The organism is Exiguobacterium sp. s194, from assembly GCF_018618275.1.
In the GTDB taxonomy this organism is placed as follows: Bacteria; Bacillota; Bacilli; order Exiguobacteriales; family Exiguobacteriaceae; genus Exiguobacterium; species Exiguobacterium chiriqhucha.
Map to the genome: position 1 here is coordinate 324,621 of NZ_JACSLT010000002.1, position 13,889 is coordinate 338,509.

The following is a 13,889-nucleotide window of genomic DNA, read 5'->3' on the forward strand; positions in this document are numbered from 1 at the left end:
CGGAGGTTTTGATTATGCGTTGACTTCTTGTTTTTGGAGGTATGGCTTGAGCGATAACGTGTGCTCGGCGACGACTTTACGAATCGTCTTCGTCTTCGATCGCATGACGAGTGACGTCGTCTCGACAATATCGTCCGTCAAGAATTTTACGCCGTCCAGCAATTCGCCCGATGTGACGCCTGTCGCCGCAAAGATGCAGTCGTCGCTCTTGACGAGGTCGTCAAGCGTGAGCAATTGGAGCGGGTCCTCGATGCCCATCGAGATGACACGTGCCGTCTCTTCTTCATTCATCGGGTGGAGGCGTGCCTGCATGTCGCCACCGAGCGCTTTGACGGCCGCTGCCGTGATGACGCCTTCTGGTGCGCCGCCCGTACTGATGAAGATATCGATCGGGTTCGACTTGACGGCCGCTGCGATTCCCGCCGAGACGTCGCCGTCTTCGAACAGCTTGACGCGTGCGCCCATGTTCATCGCCGCTTGACGGAAATGTTCATGACGATCACGGTCTTGCATGATGACGGTCACTTCCTCGATGCGCTTGCCGTTATAAAGGGCGGCTTTCTCGATAATCGACTCAAGCGGTTCGTCGAGTGAGACTTTGCCTTTTAAATTCGGGCCGACGACGAGCTTATCCATATACATATCTGGTGCGTGGAGGAGGGCGCCTTTATCCGCGACCGCGATGACGACCATGGCGTCCCCGAGTCCTTTGGCGACGATCGACGTCCCTTCGAGCGGGTCAACGGCGATATCGACTTCTGGTCCGAACGTCGTCCCGAGACGTTCCCCGATGTATAGCATCGGTGCCTCATCGAGTTCACCTTCACCAATGACGACAGTTGCATCCATATTGATTGTACCGAGTACTTCACGCATGGCCGATGTCGCTGCGTCATCCGCTTCATTCTTCTGACCACGACCGATCCATTTCGATGAGGCCAATGCTGCTGCCTCGGTTGCTCGTACGATCTCTAACGCTAATTCTCGTTCCATAGTGTTGTACCCTCCACATGATATCTATTTAATGTGACATACTAATAGTTGTGTTAATCCGTGGATTAGTGTATCACAATTACGTAAATGATGTAAATAGGAGAGATTCTTTTCTCGAACGAGAAAAAGGATTACTATAGGAGGCAGGGGGGATTGCGATGTATTTTGTAAACAGAGAAAAGATTAACGAGACGTTGACCCATATGGAGACGATGCTCAGTCGACTCGACCAATTAGAGGGGGACGCGTTCACCATCGAGCTGGCGAAACAACGTTTGGCCGTTCACTTGATGGAGGGCGTGATTGACGTCGGCAACTCGATGATTGACGGGTTCATCATGCGTGACCCGGGCAGCTATGAGGATATTGTCGACATCTTGCTCGACGAGCGTGTGCTCGACGCCGAGACGGCGGAAGCGACGAAAGCGCTCGTCGGATTACGGGCGCACTATGTCAGGGAGTTCGTCACGGCAGATTCGGCCCGGTTCGACGCCTGGGTCGACCGTGATAAATCAACGTTCGAGGCATTCCCAGAGCAGGTCCGACGCTATCTCGAGGTGGAGCTCGGTCCTGTATCAGCATTTTTACCAGAAAGCGAGTGATTGGATGAATCCGATTAAAGGATACTTATTTGATTTAGATGGCACGATGTATGCGGGGACGGCCCCGATTCAAGCAGCGGTCGATTTCGTGAATCGACTCGAGGCGACCGGCTTCCCATACTTATTCGTCACGAACAACGCGTCGATGACGCCGGAGCAAGTGGCGGATAAACTTGTCTCGATGGGAGTGCATGTGACGCCTGAGCACGTATTGACAAGTGCGATGGCGACGGCCCGTTATATCGAGAAGATGACGCCAGGGGCGACGATTTACATGATCGGGGAAGATGGCCTGCGCCTGGCGCTCGAAGAACGCGGTTTCCATGTGACGGAAGAGGCGAAGGCGGATTACGTCGTCGTCGGGCTCGACCGACACATCACATACGAAAAGTTGGCGAAAGGCGCGCTCGCGATCCGCTCCGGCGCTCGTTTCATTTCGACGAACGGCGATATCGCCATTCCGACCGAACGCGGCTTTTTACCAGGGAACGGTGCGCTCACGTCCGTCTTGACGGTGACGACGGAAAAAGATCCGTTCTTTATCGGCAAACCGGAACCGGTCATGGTCGATATCGCGCTTGAGATGATTGGTCTCACGAAAGAAGAAGTCGTCATGGTCGGGGATAACTACCATACCGACATCTTGTTCGGGATCAACGGCGGGATTCGGACGCTCCACGTCAACTCCGGCGTGCACGGTCCGGCTTTCATCCAGGAGCAAGAAAAACTCCCGACCTATATGGTCGAGAGCTTGGACGAATGGACGCATGCATGAAAAAAAGGGATGACATGATTGTCTCCCTTTTTGTTTAGAATACTTGTTCGACTTCAACGATGCCAGGTACTTCTTCGATGAGCGCGCGCTCAATCCCGGCTTTCAATGTAATTGTTGAAGATGGGCAGCTGCCGCATGCACCCATCAAACGAAGTTTGACGATGCCTTCTTCTACATCAACGAGTTCGACGTCACCGCCGTCGCGAAGCAAGAATGGGCGTAATTTATCGAGTACTTCTTGGACTTGCTCAAACATTTCCATGGTATCTACCCCTTTCTGGTTCTCTTTCATTCTAGCAAGTTTGAGATTGTTTCTCAATCATTAACGCTGAGCGTTTTGTGACGATGCAGCTTCTTGATTTTTGTATAATAGGAAAGAAGAGGGGGAATGGATATGAAAATCACGGTATATGGGGCCGAAGTACAGTGTGCGAGCTGTGTCGGGGCGCCGAGTTCGATTGAGACATACGAATGGTTGCAAAGCGTATTGGCACGGAAATATCCGAATCAGGCGTTTGAGTTCGAGTATATCGATTTTGAGACGGCGGACGATGACATCGCCGAAGCGATCAAGCAGGACGAGTGGTTCTATCCGCTCGTGCTCATCGATGGGGAAGTGGTGGACGAAGGGGTCGTCCAACTACGGAAAGTCTATTCGGCCATTGAACAGACGACAGCATGAAAAGAGTCGAGCGACGATTGTCGTTCGACTCTTTTGCGTTATAGAAGCTGGAACGACGACGTCGCCGAACCTGCCGTGTAACCAGTGAGCGTCGCATCAGATTTTACTTGATACGTCCCACGTTGTGACGAAGAGCTTGTCGAGAGCGTGAACGTGATGGCGCCCGTTGAACTTGTCTTGCCTGTTCCTGTGAGCGTCGCGCCGTTTGGCTGTGTGACCGTCACACGGACGTCGGCGTTCGCGACCGCTTGGCCGTTCGAATTCCGGACTGTTGAAGAAATCGAGACGACCTCACCAGCGTAGTAAGTTGATTTCGATGTCGATACTGTCGTCGTGAGCGCTTGGACCGGTTGCGTCGTGCCGCCAGACGTCGGTGCTTGCACGAGTCCGTTCCCGAACCAGGTGTCACGGCCGGCCGTTCCGAGGTCGATCGAATCTTGTGACAGTTTCGTGCGGAGTTGCGAGCTCGACAACGTCGGGAACGCTTGCTTCATGAGTGCGAGGTTACCGGCGACGTAAGGTGTCGCCATCGATGTCCCGCTCATTTGACCGTAGCCGCCGTTCGCGAGTGTCGAGTTGATGCTCACACCTGGTGCCGCGACTTCGACCGTGCTACCTGTCGCCGAGAACGAGGCGCGGTTGTTGTTGATGTCCGTCGCCGCGACGGCGATGGCCGAGCTGTAACGGGCTGGGTAGTTGACGAGGTCACCTGTACCGTCAGCGCGTCCGTTGTTACCGGCTGCCGCGACGACGAGGATACCCGCGTTATTGGCGCGATCGACGACTTGTTGGAGCGTCGTCGATGGACTTGTCGTCCCGAGACTCAAGTTGATGACGTCCATATCGTTCGTGATCGACCAGTCAATCCCGGCGATGATACTCGAGAGGCTACCACTACCGTTGGCTTCGAGTGCTTTAACGGCATAGATGCTCGCCTCATGGGCAATCCCGACCGTTCCGATGCTGTTGTTGCGGGCACCGATAATCCCGGCGACGTGCGTACCGTGACCGTTGTCATCCGCGTATGAGCTCGTGACTGTACTGAACGAGGCACCACCAGAAATCGTCAAATCAGGGTGCGGCGAGATTCCGGTATCAACGACCGATACTTTCACGCCTTTCCCGGTGTAGCCACTCTGCCAAGCTGATGGAGCTTTCAACTTTGGAATGCCCCAGTCTTGCGTCTGATTTTCGATTTGTACCGTTTGATCGACTTCCACGTGGGCGACGTTCGGGTTGTTCTTCAAGCCATTCAAGGCAGCCTTCGGTACTTCGAGCGCTGCGGCCGGAATGTTTTTGTACTGTTGGCGAACTTCCATGCCTTCAATCGAGAGCGGGATGTTTTTCGCCGATTCCTTGAAGACGACGATGACACGTTCTTTCTCTTTGTTCGGGGCGGCTTCTGCGCCTCCTGGAACGGTTGACAAGACGAGCAGTGAGGCGAGGGCAGTGCTGCAAACTTTTTTCAACTTGTTTCCTCCTTCGGGTTATGTAGGCGAGGTGACGCGATGTCGAACTGCCGTGCCCATAGAGTAACAAGTTTTCCCATAGGGTAGAATATGTCAATGGAATTAAAAATCTGAATATTTAGATAAGGATACAGGGGATTCAGATACAAGACTTTTGACTCAAGGAGATGGCAGCAGAACGCCAAATCGAATCTGATAAACAAAAAAACGGGTGACCCTAAAGGTCGACCCGTTCATGTTATTTAATGACTTTATGTTTCCAAAGAATTCCGGACTTGAGCAGTCGAGCGACTTTTCCGGTGAGGGACTGTTTGCCCATGAAGACACCGAAGCCGGCCTTCTTCCCGAGCGAGCCGAGCGTTCCTCGGAGTTTGATATCCGGTAAATCCGGATAACTGACGCCTTTCCATTTACAGAGCAACACTTGGACGATCTGTTCCGCTTGCGCTTCAGCGAGTTGACCGGAAGGTGCATACGGAAGGCTGGCGTTGTCTCCGACGACGAAGATGTCCGGCTGTTCCGGGACGTAATGGTGCGGTGTCAATTTGACGCGCCCGCCGCCATCGAGTTCCCACCCTTGATTTCGGACGACGGCGACCGGTTGAATCCCAGCCGTCCAAACCGTCAAATCAGACGGGAAGTGTTGCTCGTGATTCCATAGGCCGTCGGCGTCGACCCGGACGATATTCGACTGGTTGATGACCTCGACGCCGTGCTCTTCGAACCAAGACTGGACATACATCGAGACGCGGCTCGATAGGAACGATAAGACCGATGGGCCACGGTCGAACAAACGGACCGTCAAATCAGGACGGCTCTCGCGCAGCTCGCTGGCGAGTTCGACACCCGATAATCCAGCACCGACGATTGAGACGATTGAACCGGGCGACAGACCGTTGATGGCTTGTTGGGTCTTACGTGATTCTTCTAACGTTTGGATGCTGTACGTGAACTCGGCGGCGCCAGGCACGTTGTGATACTTGTCCTCGCATCCGAGTCCGATGACGAGGTCGTCATACGGTACTTTTTCACCGCTCGCGAGCAGAACCATCTTGTCTCCAGCGTCGATATCGGTGACTTGACCGTATATGTAATCGATCTCTTCTGGAAAATCGATACGGATATCGCGATCCGATACGGTCCCCGCCGCAAGTGCGTAATACTCTGTTTTTAACCCATGGTAAGGTAGACGATCGATGAGTGTGATCGATACGTCCTTCAGCTGATGGCCGAGGACGCGTTCGATTACACGCATACCCCCGTAACCGCCTCCCAAGACGACTAATTTGCGCATAAAAATCCCCCTTTGTTACACTTCAACTGTATCATGTTATAATACGCCGTAGAAGAACCATTTTCCTGTTTTGAGGGAAAGGGGAAGGGTGAATGACATGATGAATCCGATCATTGAGTTCTGTGCCTCCAATTTGGCGATGGGCTCGCAAATCGCCCGGGCCAAACTAGAGTCCGATCCAGACCTAGATGTCGTTGAATACGGCTGTACAGGCTACTGTGGCGTCTGTTCGCTCGACTTGTTTTGCCTAGTCGATGGAGAGGTCGTGACGGGAGATACGCCAGAGCAACTCGTGACGAACGTATATGAAAAAATTGAAGAAATGGCTTGGTGAAAAAGTTTGAAGCAACTTCAAACTTTTTTTATTTTGACTGTTTTGACCCGTTGCATTTTTAAAAAGGGTCTGTTATATTCAAAGAGGTTCGAATGTAGGTTGTCTGACGTTTAACAACATAAAAAGAAAGCGTTTCAAACGGTAGGACACATCTCGATTCGGGTATATCACAATATCAGGTTTCCCCAATATGAAAGGAGCACAACACCAATGAATATCATGAGCGTGGTTGGTATTTTGGCACTAATTGGAATCGCTTACATCTTCTCAACCAACCGTAAAGCCATCAAATGGCGTACCGTTCTTGCCGCTTTCGCGGTACAGTTTACGTTCGCTTTCCTCGTCCTCTTCACATCAGCAGGACGTAGCGCGTTAGAATGGATCTCAGGAGGCGTTCAGAACGTCTTGAACACAGCAAATGACGGAATCGCCTTCGTTTTCGGTACAGCTGTAGGAGGGGACAACTTCGTCTTCGCATTCCAAGTGTTGCCGATTATCATTTTTATGTCTTCTTTAATCGCTTTGCTTTACTACCTCGGTGTCATGCAATGGGTCATCCGTATTCTCGGGACAGCCCTTGCGAAAGCTCTCGGCACATCACGTAAAGAGTCGCTCTCAGCGACGGCAAACATCTTCGTCGGTCAAACGGAAGCACCACTTGTCATCAAGCCTTACCTTCCGACAATGACACAATCGGAGCTCTTCGCCGTCATGGTCGGGGGACTCGCGTCGGTTGCCGGTTCGGTTCTCGCTGGATACGCTGCCCTTGGTGTACCGCTTGAGTACTTGCTCGCAGCGAGTTTCATGGCTGCACCTGCTGGTCTCTTGTTCGCGAAAATCATCGTTCCTGAAACAGAAGAGTATAATGATGATATCGAAATTGCTGAAGATGAAGAGGACAAAGCAGCGAACTTCGTCGATGCGGCCGCTCGCGGTGCGTCTGACGGTCTCTTCCTTGCATTGAATGTCGGTGCGATGCTTCTCGCGTTCGTTTCATTGATTGCACTCGTCAACTTGATTCTTGGTGGAATCGGCGGCTTGGTCGGATTCGACGGTCTCTCGCTCGAATTGATTCTTGGTTATGTGTTCGCACCACTCGCATTCGTCATCGGTGTACCGTGGGCTGATGCCGTTCAGTTCGGTAGCTTCCTCGGTCAGAAACTCGTCTTGAACGAATTCGTTGCCTTCTCAGAGTTCGCACCAATAATTGGAACGGGTGAGCTCTCAGCACGTACGGAAGCGATGATCGCCTTCGCACTCTGTGGATTCGCTAACATCTCGTCACTCGCGATCCTTCTCGGTGGTCTTGGTGGAATGGCACCGAACCGTCGGAACGATATCGCGCGCATGGGTGTCCTCGCGATTCTCGCAGGTACGCTTGCTAACTTGATGTCAGCCACGCTTGCTGGTCTGCTTCTCTAATCAAATACGATATACTCAGAGTGATCACTTCGGTGGTCGCTCTTTTTTTGTAGATGAATGAATAGCAAAACCCGACCGTATCGGCGGTCGGGTTCTACAGTCCGTGACGAGTCACGTCCACTTCTTGAAGTTTCGGCCAAGTGGCTTGCCAATTCTTATTTTGGATCCGCGCTTGATAAATGTGGTGATGCGGGGATCCGTCTGCAAATGCTGGGGTCGGTCGCAATTTCAGTCCAATGATGTCGTCAATGCCGTAAGGGGCAGCCAACTTCAACCGTCCGCTGTTGTCGAGGCTGACACCGATGGCCGTGACGGTCTCGGGGAAGTGGGTCAAGGCGTCGGTCGCAGACTGATAGGGTGGCAATTGATTGACCAGGTGCATGCGGGCTTGGTTTTTGACCGACCAAGGGACGTTTGGTAACAGAGCGTATAGTTGTGCCTCATACTCTTTTTCGATTGCTTCGTCGTTGTGAGATTGGTCAAAGTAGATGACGTCGACATCTTCGGTCGGCGTCGGTACTGGATAGCCGTGCACGTCATCCCATATCTTCGCCCGTACGTATCCGGCACAGATCCACCAGTCGGGTAAATTGAGCGAAGCGACGGTCGTCAATAGACGCATCAATTCATCATCATTTTCTAAAAAAAGGGTCACCTCTTCAGTCGTGTTCAATCCATCTTCTCCAATCCTCTCCTAAGCATAACGTATCCAAATAAAAAGCACCTCGATCGAAATCGAGGTGCATGTCAGTTACGCTTGAAGTTGCATCCGCTGGCGTTCGATCCACGGCTTCAACTTGAGGAAGAGTGGGACGAACAAGGCGCTGATCAACAACGCTTTAATAAGGTTGAACGGCAAGATGCCATAGAGGACGAGGTCCGTTTTGACTGCCGGTTGCGCCATCTCGGTCATGCCGAAGAAGAACGCGTATGCTGGTAAGATGAGCAAATAGTTCAAAATCGCCAAGCTGAGTGCCATCGTGATTGTGCCGGCCACGAGGCCTGAAGCGAGCGCTTTATTCGTTTTACGTTTATGGTAGAACCATGCGACCGGATACATGAAAGCGACACCTGCAAAGAAGTTTGCGACTTCACCGACCGGAACGCCGCCACCGTTAAAGACATAGTAGAGGACGTTTTTTAGAGCGACGACCACGACGCCTGCGAGTGGGGAGAACACGATTCCGGCGACGAGCGCGGGAATGTCACTAAAGTCCACTTTTAGGAATGGTGGTAGGAATGGCAGCGGGAAGTTAAAGAGCATGAGGACAAAAGAAATGGCCCCGAGCATCGATAGCGTCACCAGTGTTGTCAATCGTTTGTTGCGCGTTGTTTTCATCAAAATCTCTCCTTTTGTCGCTCCTTGATGAATGGCACCCGTCGCATAGAAAAACCCGATTGTATCAAACAATCGGGAGAGTTTACGCGCATACGAAATAGATGTTCTCATCGGTGTTTAGACCACACCAAAGAAAACATCCGGATATCGGTCGGATGCCGCCATCTTCTCCCATCCAGACTATACTGTCGGCTTTCGAATCTCACGAAATCAGCAAGCAACGCCTTGCTCGCTCACGGGCTGAGAAGATCATGTCTTCAATACCGCCGGTCGGGAATTTCACCCTGCCCCGAAGATGGAACGATTTAATTTTTTTTGTTACAGTTTAGTTATACAAGATATTTCACAAAATCTCAAGTCAGTTGACTTGAAGTTAAGATAATGAAGGAGGAGTTCAGATGATTCATTTGACAGAGTCAGCTGCATTACAAGTCATCGATATGATGAAACAGACAGAACACCCCGAAAATCAGTACTTGCGCATCAAGGTACAAGGTGGGGGATGCACCGGCCTCTCGTACGGGATGGGGTTTGATGAAGACAAGACGGATCGAGATATCCAGTTCGACCATCACGGCGTCCGTGTCATCGTCGCTGAAGCCGATCATGGCGTCGTCGATGGCCTCGAGATTGACTATAAGCAGTCGATGCTCGGTGGCGGGTTTACGATTAAAAACCCGAACGCCATCGCCACGTGCGGATGCGGTTCGAGTTTCCGGACGGCGTCGAACGCCGGGACACCTGGAGATTGCTAAACGAAAGGCCAATCATATGGACGATTGGCCTTTTTTTGGTTCAGTCGTTTTCTTCCATCAAAATCAAGCGAATCACTTTTGACGTCGCATCCAATTCGATGTGATGTTGCCAAGGGCGGAACGCCGTGATTTTACACGTGTCGGTCGTGATTTGGAATGAACAGACGCTCTCTTCTTCTTGGTCAAGGACCGAGTAGCGGCTGAAATCCGATAAACTTTGGTAGATGGCGTATTGCTTCGGTAACTCACACGTCCATCCTTTTTCTAACATGATTTGATGCATGGGCCTCGCCTCTTTCTTTTCTATATATATAAGAATAACAAAAAAATTCAAGGAAGTGGAAGATTAGGCGAGAGGATGCAAGGGAAAATGAAAAGAGATGTCATTTTTATGTAGGAGGGGTAGGGACGATGAGAAAAGTATTGATATTCGGCGGGTCACGTTATTTCGGAAAGCGATTGGCACTTCGGTTGGCGGAAGCTGGGGATGATGTGACGATTGTGACGCGAGGACAACTCCAAGTGCCCGAGGCGGAAGGAATCCGTTCGATCAAAGGAGACCGACAATCGGTGGCGACGATGAAAGACTTGTCGCGCGATCATTATGATGTCGTCTATGACAATATTTGTTTTAACCCATATCAAGCGAAAATCGCCTCGGACGCCTTCATGGACCAAGTCGGCAAATATGTGCTCACGTCGACGATGTCCGTCTATGCACCGGGTGCCGATTTGAAAGAAAGTGACTTCAATCCGCTCCACCACGACTATCATCTCGAATCCGAACATGACTATGGTAAAGGGAAGCGGGAAGCCGAGTCCTACTTCTTCCATCGCGCCTCATTCCCGGTCGCGACCGTCCGTTTGCCAATCGTCTTGGGCCCGGACGACTATACGGACCGTCTCAAGTTTTATATCGATGCTGTCCGTCGAGAAGAGCCGGTCGTCCTGCATCATCCCGAAGCGAAGATGGGCTTTATCTCAAGTTTTGAGGCAGCGGCCTTTTTAGAATGGGTCGGTCGGGCCAACGTGTCCGGACCGTTCAATGCGGCGAGTGAAGGGATCATCTCACTTGGGGCGCTCATGGAACGGATTGGCCATCACTTAAATAAACCCGTCCAAATCATCAAAGACGGCGAGTCGTCGCCGTACGATACGGACGTCGACTATTACATGTCAATCGCCGAGGCGAAAAAGGCAGGTTTTGTCTTTACCCAACTCGATGACTGGGTCGACCGGGTCATCCTCCAAACAATCCGAAAATGAAAATGGCCCTCATCATCGCGATGAGGGCCACATCTTTATTTCCCGGCGAATACCGAAGTCGAATGTTGCGGGTGACGCGCTGTCGGGTCGACGAGCTGCTTCACTTGGTTGATGGCAATCGGAGCTTCTCCGAAGCCTGTCGCAATCAATTTTACTTTTCCTTCGTACGTGGCGATGTCACCACACGCGAAGATGCCGGCGACCGTCGTCTCCATCCGCGAGTCGACGCGGATCGTGTTCTTCTCGAACTCCATGCCCCAGTTTTTGATTGGGCCGAGCGATGAGACGAAACCGTAGTTACAGATGAGGTCATCGATCTCGACGAATTTCGATTCGCCGTCCTTGTCTGTCAATTCGACCGACTCGATGTGCGTCTCACCTGAAAGTGATTCGATGTTATATGGCGTCCAGACGTTAATCGTCGACGCTTTCATCTGTTCGACCGTATGCTCGTGGGCACGGAACCGGTCGCGACGGTGGACGATATGGACTTCTTTGGCAATTCCTTCGAGCATGAGTGCCCAGTCGACAGCCGAGTCGCCGCCGCCGGCGATCATCACGCGTCGATCACGGAATTTCTCCATGTTGTCGACGAAGTAATGAAGGTTCGCATAGTCTTCACAACCATCGAGACCGAGTGGTCGTGCGGCGAATGCCCCGTTCCCAGCCGTGATGATGATCGCTTTCGTATGGTACTCGTCTTTATTCGTCGTAATCTGGAACGTGCCGTCCTCGAGACGCTCGACTGTTTCAACTGTCTCCCCGAGGCGGTAGTCCTGTTCGAACTGATCGGCTTGGGCTTTCAATTGGTCAATCAAATCTTGGGCTTTCACTTTCGGGAAGCCGGCGATGTCGTAAATATATTTTTCTGGATACAGTGTCGACAATTGTCCGCCGAGTTGTGGCAAACTTTCAATCAACGCCGTATCGAGTTGGCGCATACCTGCATAAAATGCGGTGAACAGTCCGATTGGGCCGCCACCGATGATGATCACATCTTTCGTCGATTTCATCGAATTCCTCCTCAAAACGTATACATCTATTATAGTGACAATCGTGAATTAAATCCATTCTGTACAAACATGCTACACATTCAAAAAAAATTCAAGAAGATATGCTTTTCCATTGAGAAAACAAAACAAACAGCGTACAATGAACGAGAAGCAATTGTGAACATTGGTTGAACAAGGTTTAGGCTTTATTGTGAACACTCATGTGAAAAAACACACAACATGGTTGTTCAAGAAAACAAAACTATCAAAACAAGGTGGAAATGAACATGAAACGACCTAACATTGTTATTCTTGGCGCAGGTTTCGGTGGACTCATCACAGCGGTCAACCTCCAGAAGACGCTCTCAGCTGGCGACGCGAACATCACGCTCATCAACAAGCATGATTACCATTACCAGACGACGTGGCTTCATGAGCCAGCGGCCGGAACGATGAAACCGGATCAAGCTCGCATCTACATCAACGACGTCGTGAACCCGTCACGTGTGAAATTTGTCAAAGGGATCGTCGATCGCGTCGATACTACGGCAAAACAAGTCTTGCTCGTAGACGGTTCAGCCGTTGAATATGATTATGTCGTGTTCGCACTCGGCGGCGTACCTGAAACATTCGGTATCCCTGGCCTTAAAGAGAACGCGATGACAATCAGTTCATTGAACAGCGTCCGTAAAATCAAAGAACATATCGAGTACTCGTTCGCTCAATATAAAACGAACGGTTCAGCTGACCGCTCGTACGTGACGATCGTTGTCGGTGGCGCAGGATTCACAGGAATCGAGTTCCTCGGTGAGCTCGTCAACCGTGTGCCTGAGCTTTGCAAACAGTATGACGTGCCACGTGAAGCGGTTCGCATCGTGAACATCGAAGCCGCTCCGACTGTACTTCCTGGTTTCGACCCAGAACTCACGACGTACGCGCAGAAATGGCTCGAGCGCAACGGCGTCGAGATGAAACTCGGCAACGGCATCAAAGGCGTTGAGCCTGGTGTCGTCACATTCGGTCCACTCCAAGGCGACACGACAGAGACGATTGAAGCGAACACGATTCTCTGGACAGGTGGCGTCAGCGGTAGCCCGATCGTTGAGAAGTCTGGCTTTGAAGCGGTCCGTAACCGTGTCATGGTCGAGGCGGACAACCGTGCCCCTGGTCACGACAACGTCTTCATCATCGGTGACTGCTCGGCTGTCATGGATCCGGTCTCAAACCGTCCATACCCGCCGACTGCGCAAATCGCGACACAACAAGCGCACAACGTGGCGAAAAACATCGCAGCACTCATCAACGGGAAATCAACTTCGAAATTCACGTATGAGAGCAAAGGGACAGTCGCATCACTTGGCCATAACGACGGCATCGGCATCGTCATGGGCAAAAAGATCTTCGGTCGCAACGCTTCATTCATGAAGAAAGTGATCGACAACAAACACTTCCTCGAATTGAAGAAGTACGGTCTCGTCCTCAAAAAAGGTAAATTCTAAGCCATATATCTGAGTGGCCCGCTCATAGGAGCGGGTCACTTTTTTATTGTCGGTGGCGTACGGTTCACCTTTGACCTAAGCGCAAACGATTCGGTATAATAGACAACGGGAAAAGGGGGCAATCGCATGCATATTATCCAGGCTGTCATTGGGGCGATTCTTTATTTGGTCATCTTCTTCAGCATCGGCTTCATTTTGAACATGCTGCTTAAAAAAACATGGACGCTCGTGTTCATCTATCCGATTTTCGTCATTATGATGATTGATAACGTCAAGCTCTCGAGTTACATCACTGAGACATCGACAGCGCTCGCCAACGTTTACGAACGCGTGCTCGGCCTTCAGTTTCTGGATGTGTTCATGCTCGGTTTCGGGTTGCTCGGTGCGATTTTGGCTGGGGTCACGATTCGCTACTTGCGCAAGAGTGGTTATTCAATGTTTTAAAGACGACAGAAATGTTCGTCTTT

Annotated in this window: 17 protein-coding genes and 1 riboswitch; of the genes, 9 read left to right on the forward strand and 8 right to left on the reverse strand. The window is 51.3% G+C overall.

What is annotated here, in order from left to right:
* Nucleotides 1–12: 12 nt before the first annotated feature.
* Nucleotides 13–993 carry a class II fructose-bisphosphatase gene (gene glpX / locus KNP85_RS03555; protein ID WP_021065511.1) on the reverse strand — a complete coding sequence of 327 codons (981 nt, stop codon included), beginning with the start codon at nt 991–993 and terminating at the stop codon, nt 13–15.
* Between the two features lie 158 nt (nt 994–1,151).
* Here glpX and KNP85_RS03560 point away from each other — a divergent pair, with 158 nt between their 5' ends.
* Complete coding sequence (locus KNP85_RS03560; protein ID WP_214717638.1) at nt 1,152–1,595, forward strand: DUF86 domain-containing protein; 444 nt, start codon at nt 1,152–1,154, stop codon at nt 1,593–1,595.
* A 4-nt stretch (nt 1,596–1,599) separates the two neighbouring features.
* A complete protein-coding gene (locus KNP85_RS03565; protein WP_021065513.1) occupies nt 1,600–2,370 on the forward strand; it encodes a TIGR01457 family HAD-type hydrolase in 771 nt (256 codons plus the stop codon).
* A 34-nt stretch (nt 2,371–2,404) separates the two neighbouring features.
* Here KNP85_RS03565 and KNP85_RS03570 read toward each other — a convergent pair whose 3' ends face one another.
* Complete coding sequence (locus tag KNP85_RS03570) at nt 2,405–2,662, reverse strand: NifU family protein (protein WP_251136201.1); 258 nt, start codon at nt 2,660–2,662, stop codon at nt 2,405–2,407.
* A gap of 102 nt (nt 2,663–2,764) precedes the next feature.
* Here KNP85_RS03570 and KNP85_RS03575 point away from each other — a divergent pair, with 102 nt between their 5' ends.
* Nucleotides 2,765–3,052: a DUF1462 family protein gene (locus KNP85_RS03575; RefSeq protein WP_214801406.1), complete on the forward strand. Its 288-nt coding sequence runs from the start codon at nt 2,765–2,767 to the stop codon at nt 3,050–3,052.
* Nucleotides 3,053–3,090: 38 nt separating this feature from the next.
* Here KNP85_RS03575 and KNP85_RS03580 read toward each other — a convergent pair whose 3' ends face one another.
* Together KNP85_RS03580 and KNP85_RS03585 are read right to left on the reverse strand one after the other, a co-directional pair.
* Nucleotides 3,091–4,521: a S8 family serine peptidase gene (locus KNP85_RS03580; protein WP_214801409.1), complete on the reverse strand. Its 1,431-nt coding sequence runs from the start codon at nt 4,519–4,521 to the stop codon at nt 3,091–3,093.
* Nucleotides 4,522–4,759: 238 nt separating this feature from the next.
* Nucleotides 4,760–5,815 (reverse strand): NAD(P)/FAD-dependent oxidoreductase, encoded by a 1,056-nt coding sequence (locus KNP85_RS03585; protein WP_021065516.1) that lies wholly within the window; start codon nt 5,813–5,815, stop codon nt 4,760–4,762.
* 97 nt (nt 5,816–5,912) lie between these two features.
* On the opposite strand from KNP85_RS03585, the gene KNP85_RS03590 reads away from it, so the two are divergent.
* Nucleotides 5,913–6,149 carry a YuzB family protein gene (locus tag KNP85_RS03590; RefSeq protein WP_021065517.1) on the forward strand — a complete coding sequence of 79 codons (237 nt, stop codon included), beginning with the start codon at nt 5,913–5,915 and terminating at the stop codon, nt 6,147–6,149.
* Between the two features lie 210 nt (nt 6,150–6,359).
* A complete protein-coding gene (locus KNP85_RS03595; RefSeq protein WP_058764061.1) occupies nt 6,360–7,571 on the forward strand; it encodes a NupC/NupG family nucleoside CNT transporter in 1,212 nt (403 codons plus the stop codon).
* A gap of 94 nt (nt 7,572–7,665) precedes the next feature.
* Here KNP85_RS03595 and KNP85_RS03600 read toward each other — a convergent pair whose 3' ends face one another.
* Both KNP85_RS03600 and KNP85_RS03605 read right to left on the reverse strand, forming a co-directional pair.
* Nucleotides 7,666–8,244: a nucleotidyltransferase family protein gene (locus KNP85_RS03600; RefSeq protein ID WP_251136202.1), complete on the reverse strand. Its 579-nt coding sequence runs from the start codon at nt 8,242–8,244 to the stop codon at nt 7,666–7,668.
* A gap of 78 nt (nt 8,245–8,322) precedes the next feature.
* Nucleotides 8,323–8,910: an ECF transporter S component gene (locus KNP85_RS03605; protein ID WP_031199812.1), complete on the reverse strand. Its 588-nt coding sequence runs from the start codon at nt 8,908–8,910 to the stop codon at nt 8,323–8,325.
* Between the two features lie 159 nt (nt 8,911–9,069).
* Nucleotides 9,070–9,211: riboswitch (FMN riboswitch) on the reverse strand.
* A 97-nt stretch (nt 9,212–9,308) separates the two neighbouring features.
* On the opposite strand from KNP85_RS03605, the gene KNP85_RS03610 reads away from it, so the two are divergent.
* Nucleotides 9,309–9,665, forward strand: coding sequence for a HesB/IscA family protein (locus KNP85_RS03610; protein ID WP_021065521.1), 357 nt, complete (start codon nt 9,309–9,311; stop codon nt 9,663–9,665).
* A 40-nt stretch (nt 9,666–9,705) separates the two neighbouring features.
* Here KNP85_RS03610 and KNP85_RS03615 read toward each other — a convergent pair whose 3' ends face one another.
* Nucleotides 9,706–9,948: a hypothetical protein gene (locus KNP85_RS03615; RefSeq protein WP_021065522.1), complete on the reverse strand. Its 243-nt coding sequence runs from the start codon at nt 9,946–9,948 to the stop codon at nt 9,706–9,708.
* A gap of 128 nt (nt 9,949–10,076) precedes the next feature.
* On the opposite strand from KNP85_RS03615, the gene KNP85_RS03620 reads away from it, so the two are divergent.
* Complete coding sequence (locus tag KNP85_RS03620; protein ID WP_214801412.1) at nt 10,077–10,931, forward strand: Rossmann-fold NAD(P)-binding domain-containing protein; 855 nt, start codon at nt 10,077–10,079, stop codon at nt 10,929–10,931.
* A gap of 35 nt (nt 10,932–10,966) precedes the next feature.
* On the opposite strand, the gene KNP85_RS03625 is transcribed toward KNP85_RS03620, so the two are convergent.
* Nucleotides 10,967–11,944, reverse strand: coding sequence for an NAD(P)/FAD-dependent oxidoreductase (locus tag KNP85_RS03625; protein ID WP_021065524.1), 978 nt, complete (start codon nt 11,942–11,944; stop codon nt 10,967–10,969).
* A gap of 266 nt (nt 11,945–12,210) precedes the next feature.
* On the opposite strand from KNP85_RS03625, the gene KNP85_RS03630 reads away from it, so the two are divergent.
* Both KNP85_RS03630 and KNP85_RS03635 read left to right on the forward strand, forming a co-directional pair.
* Nucleotides 12,211–13,422 carry an NAD(P)/FAD-dependent oxidoreductase gene (locus KNP85_RS03630; protein ID WP_021065525.1) on the forward strand — a complete coding sequence of 404 codons (1,212 nt, stop codon included), beginning with the start codon at nt 12,211–12,213 and terminating at the stop codon, nt 13,420–13,422.
* A 126-nt stretch (nt 13,423–13,548) separates the two neighbouring features.
* A complete protein-coding gene (locus KNP85_RS03635) occupies nt 13,549–13,866 on the forward strand; it encodes a YuiB family protein (protein ID WP_021065526.1) in 318 nt (105 codons plus the stop codon).
* Nucleotides 13,867–13,889: the final 23 nt, after the last annotated feature.